Annotated in this window: 11 protein-coding genes and 1 pseudogene; 6 read left to right on the plus strand and 6 right to left on the minus strand. The window is 38.4% G+C overall.

Going from position 1 to position 14,720, the window contains the following annotated elements; genetic code table 11:
• Positions 1 to 99: 99 nt before the first annotated feature.
• From ADI86_RS06590 to ADI86_RS06600, 3 genes are all read right to left on the minus strand, one after another.
• Positions 100 to 942, minus strand: a complete 843-nt coding sequence (locus ADI86_RS06590; protein ID WP_004236955.1) for a sugar ABC transporter permease — start codon at positions 940 to 942, stop codon at positions 100 to 102.
• A gap of 1 nt (position 943) precedes the next feature.
• Positions 944 to 2,236 carry a sugar ABC transporter permease gene (locus ADI86_RS06595; RefSeq protein ID WP_000414961.1) on the minus strand — a complete coding sequence of 431 codons (1,293 nt, stop codon included), beginning with the start codon at positions 2,234 to 2,236 and terminating at the stop codon, positions 944 to 946.
• Between the two features lie 109 nt (positions 2,237 to 2,345).
• A complete protein-coding gene (locus ADI86_RS06600) occupies positions 2,346 to 3,617 on the minus strand; it encodes an extracellular solute-binding protein (protein WP_000095466.1) in 1,272 nt (423 codons plus the stop codon).
• A gap of 486 nt (positions 3,618 to 4,103) precedes the next feature.
• Here ADI86_RS06600 and malQ point away from each other — a divergent pair, with 486 nt between their 5' ends.
• The 3 genes from malQ (at position 4,104) to ADI86_RS12275 (ending at position 8,356) form a co-directional block, all read left to right on the plus strand.
• Positions 4,104 to 5,621: a 4-alpha-glucanotransferase gene (gene malQ / locus ADI86_RS06605; protein WP_049532276.1), complete on the plus strand. Its 1,518-nt coding sequence runs from the start codon at positions 4,104 to 4,106 to the stop codon at positions 5,619 to 5,621.
• A gap of 25 nt (positions 5,622 to 5,646) precedes the next feature.
• Positions 5,647 to 7,905 (plus strand): glycogen/starch/alpha-glucan family phosphorylase, encoded by a 2,259-nt coding sequence (gene glgP / locus ADI86_RS06610; RefSeq protein ID WP_049532277.1) that lies wholly within the window; start codon positions 5,647 to 5,649, stop codon positions 7,903 to 7,905.
• Positions 7,906 to 8,149: 244 nt separating this feature from the next.
• Positions 8,150 to 8,356, plus strand: coding sequence for a hypothetical protein (locus tag ADI86_RS12275; RefSeq protein ID WP_080983199.1), 207 nt, complete (start codon positions 8,150 to 8,152; stop codon positions 8,354 to 8,356).
• A gap of 314 nt (positions 8,357 to 8,670) precedes the next feature.
• On the opposite strand, the pseudogene ADI86_RS11730 reads toward ADI86_RS12275, so the two are convergent.
• Together ADI86_RS11730 and ADI86_RS06625 are read right to left on the minus strand one after the other, a co-directional pair.
• Positions 8,671 to 9,722, minus strand: a pseudogene (locus ADI86_RS11730) (IS3 family transposase).
• 267 nt (positions 9,723 to 9,989) lie between these two features.
• Positions 9,990 to 10,649: a hypothetical protein gene (locus tag ADI86_RS06625; RefSeq protein WP_049532279.1), complete on the minus strand. Its 660-nt coding sequence runs from the start codon at positions 10,647 to 10,649 to the stop codon at positions 9,990 to 9,992.
• A gap of 155 nt (positions 10,650 to 10,804) precedes the next feature.
• Between ADI86_RS06625 and ADI86_RS12280 the strand changes: the two genes are divergently transcribed.
• A complete protein-coding gene (locus ADI86_RS12280) occupies positions 10,805 to 11,020 on the plus strand; it encodes a hypothetical protein (RefSeq protein ID WP_049532280.1) in 216 nt (71 codons plus the stop codon).
• Between the two features lie 353 nt (positions 11,021 to 11,373).
• On the opposite strand, the gene ADI86_RS06635 is transcribed toward ADI86_RS12280, so the two are convergent.
• On the minus strand, positions 11,374 to 12,222 hold the full coding sequence (locus ADI86_RS06635) for a putative RNA methyltransferase (protein ID WP_049532281.1): 849 nt from the start codon (positions 12,220 to 12,222) through the stop codon (positions 11,374 to 11,376).
• Positions 12,223 to 12,373: 151 nt separating this feature from the next.
• On the opposite strand from ADI86_RS06635, the gene ADI86_RS06640 reads away from it, so the two are divergent.
• Both ADI86_RS06640 and ADI86_RS06645 read left to right on the plus strand, forming a co-directional pair.
• Complete coding sequence (locus ADI86_RS06640) at positions 12,374 to 12,652, plus strand: DUF6110 family protein (RefSeq protein WP_000910910.1); 279 nt, start codon at positions 12,374 to 12,376, stop codon at positions 12,650 to 12,652.
• A 1-nt stretch (position 12,653) separates the two neighbouring features.
• Positions 12,654 to 14,714 (plus strand): heavy metal translocating P-type ATPase, encoded by a 2,061-nt coding sequence (locus ADI86_RS06645; protein ID WP_049532283.1) that lies wholly within the window; start codon positions 12,654 to 12,656, stop codon positions 14,712 to 14,714.
• The last annotated feature ends 6 nt before the right edge of the window (positions 14,715 to 14,720 follow it).

A 14,720-nucleotide genomic window follows, 5' to 3' on the forward strand; every position in this document is an offset into this window, starting at 1 on the left:
AGTCAGCTCAAAACACTGTTTTGAGGTTGCAGATGGAAGCTGACGTGGTTTGAAGAGATTTTCGAAGAGTATAAAATGAAAAAGGGTGGCGGGGATATATTATCCCTTGTCGCCACCACTTGTAAGTCCTGAAACAAAGTTCTTTTGTAGGAAGAAGAAGAGAATACAGATTGGAAGGGCGATGAGGATAGCACCTGCTGAGAAGTAGGCGATCTTCATGTTTTTCACATTGCTAACGAAGGTTTGGAGACCTACGGCAACAGTAAAGTATTCTTTCTCACGAAGCAAGAAACTAGAGAGGATGTAGTCTCCAAAAGGTCCCATGAAGGCCCAGAGAGCTTGTACGGCAACCATTGGGCGAACAAGTGGAAGAACAATTTGCCAGAAGCGGCGGAAGTGTCCTGCACCGTCTAGTTTTGCAGATTCGTCTAGAGACATTGGCACTGTATCGAAGTAGCCCTTCATGAGCCAAGCATTCATCGGGATACCACCACCAACGTAGAGGAAGATGAGGAACCAGCTGTGGTTAAGGGCGTTTAACATAAGTGCCATAACGAAGAAGGCTGTCAAAGCGGCCATTGTTGGCACCATTTGGATAATCAAGAAGAAGACCAAACTTTGTTTACGAGCCAAGAAGTTGTAACGGCTGTAGGCATAACCAGCAAGTACGATAATACTTGTTTGAACAGCCATAGTAATTAAGGCGATAATCAAAGTGTTGAGGTACCAAGTACCGTACAAGGTTTCAGTGAAGAGGCCTTTAAAGTTATCAAAATTGAGGTCGATATTAGTATCTAGTTTAAAGGCTGAGACGTTACCTGCTTTAAAGGCTGACATGATGGTAATCAAAAGTGGATAGATAATTACGATTGATAGGCCAATTAAGTAGAGGTAAGTAAGGGTTTGAGTCAGTCTACGTTTGAGTTTAATTGAGTTATTCATCTTAGACGTCCTCCATATCAAATGCGTGTAGTTTCTTGAATGCAATCATAGAGATTGAGATGACAATGATAGAGATAATCAAGGTAACAGCTGCCGCCATTGAGTATTGAGGAGATGTACCTGTTGTCAAACGGTAGATCCATGAGATCAAGATATCGGTTGAACCAGCTCCACCTCCGACACTACCAGGTCCTCCACCATTGAAGAGGTACATGATAGAGAAGTTGTTAAAGTTGAAGGTGTATTGGCTAATCAAAGTAGGTGCTGCAACAGCCAAGATCATTGGGAAAGTGATGTTGCGGAATTTTTGCCAAGCATTAGCACCGTCAATATAAGCTGCTTCGTAAAGGTCGTTAGGAATAGATTGTAAGATACCTAAAGTTAAAACGTAGATGTATGGGAATCCAAGCCAACCTTGCATCATAATCAAGGCAACCTTTGTCCAAGTAGGGTCTGTTTTCCAAGGGATAAGAGCACCATCAAGGAAAGGAAGGAATTTAGCAAAGATCGGCAAGACTTGAGTGTTGATAGCACCGACACTATCATTAAACATGTTTGAGAATGTCAAGATAGTGATGAAGGCTGGGACAGCCCAAGGAAGAAGGAAAATAACACCAAAGATACGTTTTCCTTTGATAAATGGTTGGTTAGCAATGATAGCTGTGAAGATACCAATCACGATCTGTAAAGTTGAGGCAGATAAAGCCCAAATGATAGTCCAAGAAAGAACAGAACCGAAGGCAGAACGGAAGGTACTCAAGCTCCAAATGTTTGTAAAGTTTGTCAAACCAACCCAGTCCAACAATTTGTTTGGTGGCAAGTGTTGGAAGTCGTAGTTAGTAAAGGCAATCATCAAGGTTACGATAACTGGGAAGATGATTGCAAAAGTCATGGCAATATAAGATGGAATGATCAAGAGGTAAGGGAAGCCATTTTCATAGATTCCTTTGACCATTTCTTTAAAGGTAAGTGCTACTGGAATACCATTATTAATGTGTTTAGCAGTTGTATGTGCATCTTTAATATTTGAGAAATAAAAGAGTACATAAACAACTACAAAGATTAAATGGAAGGCACCACGAATCAGCATAAAGAGGGAATTGTCACGACCTGGCTTGTCACCAAGAGTGATGAGATTGCTCAATTCAGGGGCTGCAAGTGCTAGGAAATAAAGGACAAATACGATGGTTACACCAAGGAAGATAAAACCTTTGGCCTTTTGTTTATTGTAAATCTGTCCTAACCCAGGAATGATAGACAGCAGGGCTGCTTTACTAGGTTGTTGCTTTTCCATAATAACTCCTTTCATAGGATACTGGTTTCTAGATAAAACCTAAACTATTTGTGTTTTTGTTGATAAATTCAAAGGGGGATTTGATTTCCACCCCCCTTGAACAAATTTTTTATTCACCAAATTTTTGTTTGATTGTTTCTTTGATCAATGTTACAGCATCGTTAGCAGCTGTTTTAGCATCTTTCTTACCACTTACAGCTTCAAACAACATTGTTTTAGCTGGGTCCCAAACAGCTGACATTTGAGAGATGTTTGGCATTGGTTGAGCGTTCTTGAACTGTTTGATAACAGCTGTTGTCAACTCATCATTTTTACCTTCAGCGTATGAACGAGCTTCAGTGTTAGCTGGGATTTCATTAGTTTTATCGTAGAAGGCTTTTTGTTGTTCAGTTGAAACAAGGAAGTCTACAAATTTTTGAGCAGCTTCAAGGTTCTTAGTGCTTGATGGGATGATCCAAGCTTTACCACCACCAAATGCTGCGTAGTCTTTTCCGTTTGGAAGAGTTGGGATAGTTGCAACACCGTAGTTTACTTTAGCGTCTTTGAAGGCTTGAGCTTTCCAAGGTCCATCGATGATAGCAGCTGTTTTACCTTCTTGGAATTGAGTTTGGATTAGGTTTCCAGCTCCTTCCGTATCTTGCATACCTTTAGGCCATTTTTCATACCAAGTTTTAGCGTATTCTACACCTTTGATAGCGCCGTCGTTTGCAAGACCGATGTCTTTAGCGTCTTTACCGTTTTGTCCGAATACGTAACCGCCGTTACCAGCAAGAAGTCCGTATGCAAAGTAGAAGTTTGTCCAGTCAGCTAGGAAAGCAGAAGTTTTTCCATCTTCTCCAGCGAATGCGTATTTGCTATCTTTAGCAAGGTTTTCCAAGTCAGCAAATGTTTTTGGAGCTTCTTTTACCAAGTCTTTGTTGTAGTACATAACAAGTGATTCGATAACGGCAGGAGCACCGTAAACTTTACCGTCAGCAGCTGTTACAAGAGATTTAGTTTTATCATCTGTTTTAGCACCGTCGCTCAATTTCACTTCTGAAAGTTGTCCGTCAGTACCAAGGCTACCTACACGGTCGTATGGAGCCATCATAACGTCAGGAGCTTGACCTGATTGGTTGTCAAGAGAAAGTTTGTCAAGCCCACCCATTTGGTCACCAGATTTGATGTTAACTGTTGTTCCTGATTGTTCTTTATAAGCTTTAGCTACTGTTTCAGCATAAGCTTTGTATTGGTCCTCAACGTAAAGAGTGATTTCTTTTGCTTCAGATGAACCAGAATCAGCAGGTTTATCGGCAGTTTTGCTTCCGCAAGCTACCAAAAGCAAGCTAGCAAGTGTAGCAGTTCCAAGCACAGCAGCGCTCTTCATGAATTTAGATGACATAGTGTATTCCTCCTAAAGAATAACAAATTTTATAATGAGGAAACGCAAACGTTTTCCTTTATGGGACTAGTATAGCACAAATAGAAAACGGTTGCAAGTGTTTTTTTGTAAAAATTTTAAAAAAATTTCACGGAAAGGGTAAGCGTTTTATTTGTTTATAATAGAAGAAAAATCAGAAAATATATTTTCATGATTTTACTGAAATTATTTAGGGAAACGATTGCCTAAATTTTGAACAAAAAATAAATTGCTCTAGACCAAAAGTAGGCTAAGTTGAGCCTTCTATTTGTAGTTGAAGAAGATTTTGTAAATAGAAAAGAAAAATGTATATGTATACATAAAGAAGGACAAGTTTTTTTAAAAAAATAATCAAAAAGTTTTTTAAAAACGCTTGCAATTATTCCAAAAATAAAGTATACTTATCTTAACGCAAACGTTTGCGCCCAAAAATGAAAATTTAAACTACTAATACACGAGGTGTTGTTTATGAAAAAACGTCAAAGTGGTGTGTTGATGCACATCTCTTCTCTACCAGGAGCCTACGGAATCGGATCGTTTGGTCAAAGTGCTTACGACTTCGTTGATTTCTTGGTCCGTACAAAACAACGTTACTGGCAAATCCTTCCATTAGGAACAACTAGTTACGGAGATTCTCCTTACCAGTCTTTCTCAGCCTTCGCAGGAAACACTCATTTTATCGATTTGGATATCTTGGTGGAGCAAGGTTTGTTGGAAGCAAGTGACCTTGAAGGAGTTGACTTTGGTAGCGATGCGTCTGAAGTTGACTATGCTAAGATTTACTATGCACGTCGTCCTCTTTTAGAAAAAGCGGTGAAACGTTTCTTTGAAGTCGGAGATGTTAAAGATTTTGAGAAATTTGCTCAAGACAACCAATCATGGCTTGAGCTCTTTGCTGAGTATATGGCTATCAAAGAGCATTTTGACAATCTTGCTTGGACTGAATGGCCAGATGCTGATGCTCGTGTTCGTAAAGCTTCAGCACTTGAAAGCTACCGTGAGCAATTGGCAGACAAGTTGGTTTACCACCGTGTGACTCAATACTTCTTCTTCCAACAATGGTTGAAATTGAAAGCTTACGCTAACGACAACCACATCGAAATCGTTGGGGACATGCCAATCTACGTAGCGGAAGATTCAAGCGATATGTGGGCAAATCCACATCTCTTCAAGACAGATGTCAACGGTAAGGCGACTTGCATAGCAGGATGCCCACCAGATGAGTTTTCTGCAACTGGTCAGCTTTGGGGTAACCCAATCTATGATTGGGAAGCAATGGACAAAGACGGCTACAAATGGTGGATTGAACGCTTGCGTGAAAGCTTCAAAATCTATGATATCGTTCGTATCGACCACTTCCGCGGCTTCGAATCTTACTGGGAAATCCCTGCTGGTTCCGATACAGCAGCACCTGGTGAGTGGGTGAAAGGTCCGGGCTACAAGCTTTTTGCAGCCGTTAAGGAAGAACTTGGTGAGCTAAACATCATCGCAGAAGACCTTGGCTTCATGACAGATGAAGTTATTGAGTTGCGTGAACGTACTGGCTTCCCAGGAATGAAGATTCTTCAATTTGCCTTCAACCCAGAAGACGAAAGTATCGATAGCCCACACTTGGCACCTGCTAACTCAGTTATGTACACAGGAACTCACGATAATAACACGGTCCTTGGTTGGTACCGTAACGAGATCGATGATGCGACTCGTGAGTACATGGCTCGCTACACTAACCGTAAAGAATACGAAACAGTTCCACACGCTATGCTTCGTACAGCCTTTTCATCAGTTAGCTTCATGGCAATTGCAACTATGCAAGATTTGCTAGAATTGGATGAGGCAGCTCGTATGAACTTCCCATCTACCCTTGGTGGAAACTGGTCTTGGCGCATGACTGAAGATCAATTGACACCAGCTGTCGAGGAAGGTTTGCTTGACTTGACAACAATCTATCGACGAATTAATGAAAATTTGGTAGAATTAAAGAAATAATACAATATCAGGAGACACCTTAAACATGTTATCACTACAAGAATTTGTACAAAATCGTTACAATAAAACCATTGCAGAATGTGGCAATGAAGAGCTTTACCTTGCTCTTCTTAACTACAGCAAGCTTGCAAGCAGCAAAAAACCAGTTAACACTGGTAAGAAAAAAGTTTACTACATCTCAGCTGAGTTCTTGATTGGTAAACTTTTGTCAAACAACTTGATCAACCTTGGTCTTTACGACGATGTTAAAAAAGAGCTTACAGCTGCAGGTAAAGACTTGATCGAAGTTGAAGAAGTTGAATTGGAACCATCTCTTGGTAATGGTGGTTTGGGACGTTTGGCTGCCTGCTTTATCGACTCAATTGCTACTCTTGGTTTGAACGGTGACGGTGTTGGTCTTAACTACCACTTTGGTCTATTCCAACAAGTTCTTAAAAACAACCAACAAGAAACAATTCCAAATGCATGGTTGACAGAGCAAAACTGGTTGGTTCGCTCAAGCCGTAGCTACCAAGTACCATTTGCAGACTTTACTTTGACATCAACTCTTTACGATATTGATGTTACTGGTTATGAAACAGCAACTAAAAACCGCTTGCGTTTGTTTGACTTGGATTCAGTTGATTCTTCTATTATTAAAGATGGTATCAACTTTGACAAGACAGATATCGCTCGCAACTTGACTCTCTTCCTTTACCCAGATGATAGTGACCGTCAAGGTGAATTGCTCCGTATCTTCCAACAATACTTCATGGTTTCAAACGGTGCGCAATTGATCATCGACGAAGCAATCGAAAAAGGAAGCAACTTGCATGACCTTGCTGACTACGCAGTTGTACAAATCAACGATACTCACCCATCAATGGTTATCCCTGAATTGATCCGTCTTTTGACTGCACGTGGTATCGAGCTTGACGAAGCAATCTCAATCGTTCGTAGCATGACTGCCTACACTAACCACACAATCCTTGCTGAAGCCCTTGAAAAATGGCCTCTTGAATTCTTGCAAGAAGTGGTTCCTCACTTGGTACCAATCATCGAAGAATTGGATCGTCGTGTGAAAGCAGAATACAAAGATCCAGCTGTTCAAATTATCGATGAGAGCGGACGTGTTCACATGGCTCACATGGATATCCACTACGGATACAGCGTTAACGGGGTTGCAGCACTTCACACTGAAATCTTGAAAAATTCTGAGTTGAAAGCTTTCTACGACCTTTACCCAGAAAAATTCAACAACAAAACAAACGGTATCACTTTCCGTCGTTGGCTCATGCATGCTAACCCAAGATTGTCTCACTACTTGGATGAGATTCTTGGAGAAGGTTGGCACCATGAAGCAGATGAGCTTGAAAAACTCTTGTCTTATGAAGACAAAGCAGCTGTCAAAGAAAAATTGGAAAGCATCAAGGCTCACAACAAACGTAAATTGGCTCGTCACTTGAAAGAACACCAAGGTGTAGAAATCAATCCAAACTCTATCTTTGATATCCAAATCAAACGTCTTCACGAGTACAAACGCCAACAAATGAACGCTTTGTACGTGATCCACAAATACCTTGACATCAAAGCTGGTAACATCCCTGCTCGTCCAATCACAATCTTATTTGGTGGTAAAGCAGCTCCAGCCTATACAATCGCTCAAGACATCATCCACTTGATTCTTTGCATGTCAGAAGTTATTGCTAACGATCCAGCAGTAGCTCCACACTTGCAAGTAGTTATGGTTGAAAACTACAACGTTACTGCAGCAAGCTTCCTTATCCCAGCATGTGATATCTCAGAACAAATCTCACTTGCTTCTAAAGAAGCTTCAGGTACTGGTAACATGAAATTCATGTTGAACGGAGCTTTGACTCTTGGTACTATGGACGGAGCTAACGTGGAGATCGCTGAGTTGGTTGGTGATGAAAACATCTACATCTTTGGTGAAGATTCAGAAACTGTTATCGACCTTTACGCAAAAGCAGCTTACAAATCAAGCGAATTCTACGCTCGTGAAGCTATCAAACCATTGGTTGACTTCATCGTTAGCGATGCAGTTCTTGCAGCTGGAAACAAAGAGCGCTTGGAACGTCTTTACAATGAATTGATCAACAAAGACTGGTTCATGACTCTTCTTGACTTGGAAGACTACATCAAAGTGAAAGAGCAAATGCTTGCTGACTATGAAGACCGTGACGCATGGTTGGATAAAGTTATCGTTAACATTTCTAAAGCAGGATTCTTCTCATCTGACCGTACAATCGCTCAGTATAACGAAGATATCTGGCACTTGAACTAAGATACAAGATTTATACTAATACATTTTGTAAAAAAGCGAGTTTCGATTGAAATTCGCTTTTTTAAATGTTGTGAATTTTAGTCAATCCTGTCTAAAAATAGGGAAATTATAGATGCAGTGAAGGCTTTAAATGCTGGTTTTTACGGTATTCAGCCTTATATTTCTTCGTAGTTGATTACCTCATATTTCTTGCATCCGTTTACATCAAGTATTATAATATAATTGTAGGAAAGAAGGTGTTTTTATGTGGAAAAAATATTTCTCAAAATATAAATGGACTGATTTATTTTGGATATTATTTGTGATTTTGACATGCCTCTTGACGGGTAATAGTACTCTTTTTCCACTTACCCATCAAGAAATCTCTTATCATGGCTGCTATTTGGGGATTACACTTGCCTTATTTCACTTGCTATTTATTGATAAATTTGTTATTTCGAATCGAAAATAAAGTTTAGAGCTATGCTTGACTGTGTACTTTTAGGATTGATTTTGGAGTGAAGATTTTGTCTCTATTATTTATTATTTTAAATTTGTTTATCTTGTACAAGGTTTATTCTTTGAGACGGGAAAAATCGAAGTACTTGATTTATACGGCCTATATCCTATTTGGGGTAAATGTAATATATGGTATTCAATGCTTATTAAAAGAACTAGTTTCAAAGATTTCCACTTAATGTGTATAGAAACTCCAGTGATTTTTGCATAACAAAACGCATAAGATTAAGGTTTTTGAGTACTGACCCCAAAAAGTTAGACAATTATTTATCCGAAGGATTTAGTTCTGTACTGAACAGGACTAAGTCCTTTTAGTTTTACCTTAATTCGTTTATTGTTGTAGTAATCAATATAGTCTACAATAGCTTATTCCAATTGGTTAAACGACTGAAACGTTTTCTCGTAACCATAAAACATCTCCGATTTCAGAATGCCAAAGAAGGACTCCATCATACCGTTGTCTGGGCTGTTACCTTTGCGCGACATAGATGGCTGAATTCCCTCACTCTCAAGAAACTGATGATAAAAATCGTGTCGATATTGCCAGCCTTGGTCACTATGGAGAATGGTATTCTCGTAATGTTCCTCACCGAAAGCCTGGTCTAACATATCTTTCACTTGTTCTAAGTTCGGCGAACAAGAAAGATTAAAAGCAATAATTTCGCTGTTAAAACCATCTAAAACTGGTGATAAGTAAAGCTCTTGGTCCTTATCTGGTTTATCTAGCTGTTTCAAGTGATAGTAGTAGGTCGAACGAGCGAGTTTAATGGCTTTTAGAAGAATATCTAACGAAAACTCAGTCATTAATTCTTGAACAATTTCTGTCTTTCTTCTTTCTCTTTTTCCTCCTTCAATCGGAGTTCTCTTAACTTTTTTAGGATGGCATTCTCCGCTCTCAGGTACTCATTTTCTGCTTGAAGACGTTCTAATTCTGTCCTCTCTTCAGGTCTCTTTTTTGGCTTACGTCCCATTTTAGGTACTCTCCCTCTTGTTTTCTCAACAATAGTATACCCGTTTTTCTTGTATTGCGCTAGCCAGTTAAGAAGTATCGTACGACTTGGGAGGCCGTATTCAAGAGAAACTCTATCTTTAGTCCAGCCTTCATGTAAGACTTTATGAATCATTTCTTGTTTTAAATCAGGAGAATAGTAACGATTTTTTCCTTTTTTGACGAACTCTATTCCGTAACGATCAATCAATTTAATCATGTACCTAATATTAGAATTGTTTATCCCAAATTTATTTGAAAGCTTCTCTAAGCTATATCCTTGTTTTCTAAGTTCATAGATCTGAACTTTATCATCATAAGTTAATTTCATAATAAAAATACCCCAAAAGTTAGACAGAAAAAATCTAACTTTTGGGGTGCAGTTCATTCACTAAATTACCGTTTTTTATTTGAATTCTATTAACTACCTATTACTATTAATTACCCTGAGGCCATCGTTTATAAATTGACCCAAAACGTCAAGTCCGTTATAAATAAAGAGTCCTAAAATTATAGATGAAATAATAATACTTGCACAAATAAAATATGTACGTTTTTTTTCATTCATAATATCGACTACCTCCTAAGTTAGTATAGACTAATAGTTGTATAGACTAATAGTTCCGTTTTGATTAAATGGAACTCTATAATATGATGTACCTCCAATAGTACCTCCAAATGTAAATCCAGCTCCTAACAACTCTGCTTTAACTTGAGCTGAACCACTACTGTTTATAGCTGCTGTTAAAGTACCATTATAAGCATACTTTATACTTGTTGTGGGGTATCCTTTTGGAGACCAAACATCAACGTTTTGTCCTTCAATATATGTGTTTGTAATAGAATTTGTTATTCCTAAGTAATAACCTTGAACTGAGTTAATCTGACGGAAAGAACCCTCATTATATAATTCAATGTTTACACTTAATTGAACTGTAGTTCTAGCAAATGTTGCACTTCTTTTTAATGTGTGTGAAGTAACTGTAGATCGAGAGAGATCTGGAATAAATTCAATAGTTTCAACAACCTTTCCAGTATCACTATCAATAACAGTTGCAACTTCGTTGAATCCTGATTTCGAATATACTACTTCTGGATTAGGGATATTGTAATCCTCAACAGTAAATTGCAGTTCGTTGAATTTTATAACAAGGTCATTAGTGGTATCGGCGTTTACAGAAATAGGCAAATAAAACAATGCTAAACAACTAAATAATAGAGTAATTAGTATTTTTTCATGATAATGATCACCTACCATTCTTTCATAACTAAGTTGGATATTAAGGGTTGATAATTATAGTTTGTACATTGGAATCATCTGCTTTCTTATAGGAATATTAATTGAATAAGGCAATTTCTTTTTATTTGTATTCGCTTACATTTTATCATATAATGTTATTGTAGTCAAGAAAAATGTGCTATTATGTTAAAAAATATTTTTCAAAATATAAATGGACGGATTTATTTTGGATTTTATTTATCATTTTGACCTGCCTCTTGGCGGGTAATGATACTCTTTTCCCCCTTACCCATCAAGAAATCTCTTATCATGGGTGCTTATTTGGAATTACACTTGCATTATATCACTTGCTGTTTATTGATAAGTTTGTTATCTCGAATCGAAAATAAAGATTAGGACTATGCTTGACTGCCTACTTTTAGGATTGATTTTGGAGGGAGGATTTTGTCTCTATTATTTATTATTTTAAATTTGTTTATCTTGTACAAGATCTATTCTTTGAGGCGGGAAAAATCGAAATACTTGATTTATACGGCCTATATCATATTTGGGGTAAATTTAATATATGGTATTCAATGGTTATTAAAAGAACTAGTTTCCAATATTTCCACTTAATGTGTATAGCAACTCCAGCGATTTTGGCATAACAAAACGCATAAGATTAAGGTTTTTGTACCTGTTCTTATGCGTTTTTGTAATATTGAAGATTTTCGGTAAGTTGTCTGCTTTTGGGAAGTCTAGTTTAGAATGCTCTCCCAACCATAATCTCTGCTTCGATGGTAATCTCTGTCAGTTGGTTCCAATCAATCTTGCTTTGGTCAACGTGAAAGAGGAGGGGTGTCATGCTGAGTAAAGCTTGTCTTTGCTCTACTGTAATGGATTTGGTCAGGGAAGCAGTCTGGATAGATTGGATGCTGAAATGTTCCTGGAAATGTTCCTTGATATCTTGGTTAGAATAGTCCTTCTTTGTCAGCTGGTCTTGTACCTTCTGACGGATTTCCTTGAGGTGGTCTTCAGTCGGGATGACCTTGATTAAGATACCATCTTTTGATAAAACTCGTTGAAATTCTCCATAATTTGCAGGTGAGAAGATATCAAGAAGGATATCCATGCTAGTGTTTTTTATAGGAAGGCGAGCTAGGTCACCGACAAACCAATTGACTGCCCAGTTGGGTTCACTCTTGGCAGCGATTTGGACCGAGTCTTTTGAAATGTCAAAGGCATAGAAGATCTTGTCGGGATTCGCTTCTTGGAGTTTACGAGAGTAGAAGCCCTCGCCACAGCCGATATCCAAGACTGTTTTTGCGGATGGTTTAGTGGCTAGTAAGTCGGAGACACCTTCTAAAATAGCCTGATAAAATCCAGCTTCTAGGATTTGTTGGCGATTTTGGAAATTTTCCTTGTCGTAGTTGGCTGATTGCTTGATTTGTGGTGCTAGATTGATATAGCCGAATTTTGCTAGGTCAAAAGAATGGCGATTGGTGCACTTGAGACTAGATTCTACCAAGGTCAAGTTTTCTTGGCAGACGGGGCAGGCAAAGGCACTAGCAGAAGCAAAGCGCTGGAGTTTAGGTTTGAGGTTTGTATTCATAGTTTAAGTGTATCAAAAGAGGCAAATGAAAGCAACTTTAGGAATAAGTAGATGGGAGATTCAGTAGAAATAAAACTAATTCTCCAATTTATGGAATGAAATTGCTTTTATATCTAAATTGCTATATAATAATGATAAGGAGGAAATAAGTATGTTAAAAGAAGTACTAACCGTTGCAAAAGTTGCGAAAAAATCATCACTCTTTTTGGGTGGTGTCGCATTTGGTACCCTTGGTTTGAAAATCTTAGCAAGTAAGGAAGCTAAAAAAGGTTATTCTAAAGCTTTGGCTAAGGCTTACAAGTTGAAAGACGGGCTAGATGCATCTGTTTCTGTTGTGAAACAACATGGAGACGATGTCTTGCAAGATGCCAAATATTTGTACGAGCAAGAGAAAAAAGAAGAGCAATTAGATAGCCTTATAGGAGAATAATATGTCTTTTAAAGTGCTACATAGAGGATACCAACATATCCGACTATCATCTTCTTTTTCACTCACCTTGGATATTCAAGACTATCTTCGTTCCTTGGCGAGAGATGAAAAGGGGATTGAGTCTATCCAGTTTTACATGGATCAACAGCACTTTACTCTACGCATAAAAGAAGGCTTTTCTGTATTAGATAATGCAGAAGCCTTTTTAAAAAGAATTGATAAAGGGAAAGTTTCTGAGTTGATGACTCTTCCCATTCGTAGAGAAGAGAGTGCTTATTCTATTGTTTCAGGTGCAGCGATTAAGCGTATACTTTTTCGTAGTTTTGTGCCGTATCCTATTCGCTATATATGGACTTGTTATCAGGCTTTTGGCTATATTAGAGAAGCCTATCAAACACTAGCGCGTAAGGAACTAACGATGGAGGTCTTGGACTGTTCGGCGATTTTATTGTCCTTGTTTATGAACCAATCCAAGACAGCTAGCAATATCATGTTTATGCTTGATTTGGGGAATCATTTAGATCAGTGGTCCTTGAAAAAAACTGCAACAGATTTAGAACAGAGTCTTCTTGCAAAAGAGAGCGATGTATTCCTAGTACAGGGCGATACGGTTGTTAGTATCAAGAGTTCCGATGTTCAAATAGGAGATGTCTTGGTCCTATCTCAAGGAAATGAAATTCTGTTTGATGGACAAGTAGTTTCAGGTTTAGGTATGGTCAACGAAAGTTCCTTGACGGGAGAGAGTTTTCCAGTTGAAAAAAGAGAGTCTGATTTGGTTTGTGCAAATACAGTATTAGAAACTGGAGAGTTACGCATTCGTGTAACCGATAATCAGATGAACAGCCGGGTTTTACAACTGATTGAGTTGATGAAGAAATCTGAAGAAAACAAGAAAACGAAACAACGCTATTTCATCAAGATGGCGGACAAGGTCGTCAAATATAATTTCTTGGGTGCTGGGCTGACTTACCTATTGACAGGTTCTTTTTCTAAGGCTATCTCTTTTCTATTGGTCGATTTCTCCTGCGCTTTGAAAATCTCTACTCCTGTAGCTTATTTGACAGCTATCAAGGAGGGGTTGAACCGTGAAATGGTGATTAAGGATGGAGATGTTCTGGAGAAATATCTGGAAGTCGATACTTTCTTGTTTGATAAGACGGGGACAATCACAACTAGCTATCCGATAGTTGAAAAGGTGTTACCTTTTGGAGACTATAGTGAGGAAGATATTCTCAGAATCAGTGCCTGTCTTGAGGAACACATTTATCATCCTATTGCTAATGCTATCGTCAAGCAAGCTGAGATAGAGGGAATTGAACATGAGGAAATGCATGGGAAACTCCAATATATCGCAAGCAAGGGGATTAAATCTCATATAGATGGGCAACCAGTTCTTATTGGGAATTATGTTTTGATGCAGGATGAGCAAATTCATATCAGTTCAGAACAAAATGCTTTAATTGAAGAGTACAAGAGTCACTACAATCTCTTATTCTTGGCTTATCAGAATGAATTGATTGGAATGTTCTGTATTCATACTCCTTTGAGAAAAGAAGCAAAAGCAGCCTTGGAGAAACTTAAGGCACAAGGGAAAAAATTGATTCTGGCAACAGGGGACACCTTGGTTAGGACAGAGGAATTAGTTAAAGATTTGCCCTTTGATCAGGTCTATACAGACTTGAAACCTGATGGGAAATTCGAGTTAGTAGAGGAACTACAGAAAGCAGGTCACACTATTTTGATGGTTGGAGATGGCTTGAATGACTCAGCTGCTCTAACCCTATCAGATATCGGTGTGGTGATGAATGAGAGTGCAGATATTTCTAAGCAGATGAGCGATATATTATTGTTAGATAATCGTTTGGATTTCTTCCAAGAGTTGGATTGGCTATCATCATCTTTGCAAACACTCATCAAGAAGAATATTCAAGATACCGTTGTCGTAAATAGTAGTTTGATTGGCTTTGGCTTGTTTAACTGGCTCAGCCCTTCAAATCTTTCTATCTTACATAATCTAACAACCTTACGCATTGTACTGCGTAGCCTGTCTATTAAGGGATAGGTGGGG

It is taken from the genome of Streptococcus pseudopneumoniae (genome assembly GCF_001074975.1).
In the GTDB taxonomy this organism is placed as follows: Bacteria; Bacillota; Bacilli; order Lactobacillales; family Streptococcaceae; genus Streptococcus; species Streptococcus pseudopneumoniae_D.

Coding starts and splice junctions, on each gene's coding strand:
- ADI86_RS06590 (WP_004236955.1), bottom strand. CDS start 942: ATGAATAACTCAATTAAACTCAAACGTAGACTGACTCAAACCCTTACT.
- ADI86_RS06595 (WP_000414961.1), bottom strand. CDS start 2,236: ATGGAAAAGCAACAACCTAGTAAAGCAGCCCTGCTGTCTATCATTCCT.
- ADI86_RS06600 (WP_000095466.1), bottom strand. CDS start 3,617: ATGTCATCTAAATTCATGAAGAGCGCTGCTGTGCTTGGAACTGCTACA.
- malQ (WP_049532276.1), top strand. CDS start 4,104: ATGAAAAAACGTCAAAGTGGTGTGTTGATGCACATCTCTTCTCTACCA.
- glgP (WP_049532277.1), top strand. CDS start 5,647: ATGTTATCACTACAAGAATTTGTACAAAATCGTTACAATAAAACCATT.
- ADI86_RS12275 (WP_080983199.1), top strand. CDS start 8,150: ATGTGGAAAAAATATTTCTCAAAATATAAATGGACTGATTTATTTTGG.
- ADI86_RS06625 (WP_049532279.1), bottom strand. CDS start 10,649: ATGGTAGGTGATCATTATCATGAAAAAATACTAATTACTCTATTATTT.
- ADI86_RS12280 (WP_049532280.1), top strand. CDS start 10,805: ATGTGCTATTATGTTAAAAAATATTTTTCAAAATATAAATGGACGGAT.
- ADI86_RS06635 (WP_049532281.1), bottom strand. CDS start 12,222: ATGAATACAAACCTCAAACCTAAACTCCAGCGCTTTGCTTCTGCTAGT.
- ADI86_RS06640 (WP_000910910.1), top strand. CDS start 12,374: ATGTTAAAAGAAGTACTAACCGTTGCAAAAGTTGCGAAAAAATCATCA.
- ADI86_RS06645 (WP_049532283.1), top strand. CDS start 12,654: ATGTCTTTTAAAGTGCTACATAGAGGATACCAACATATCCGACTATCA.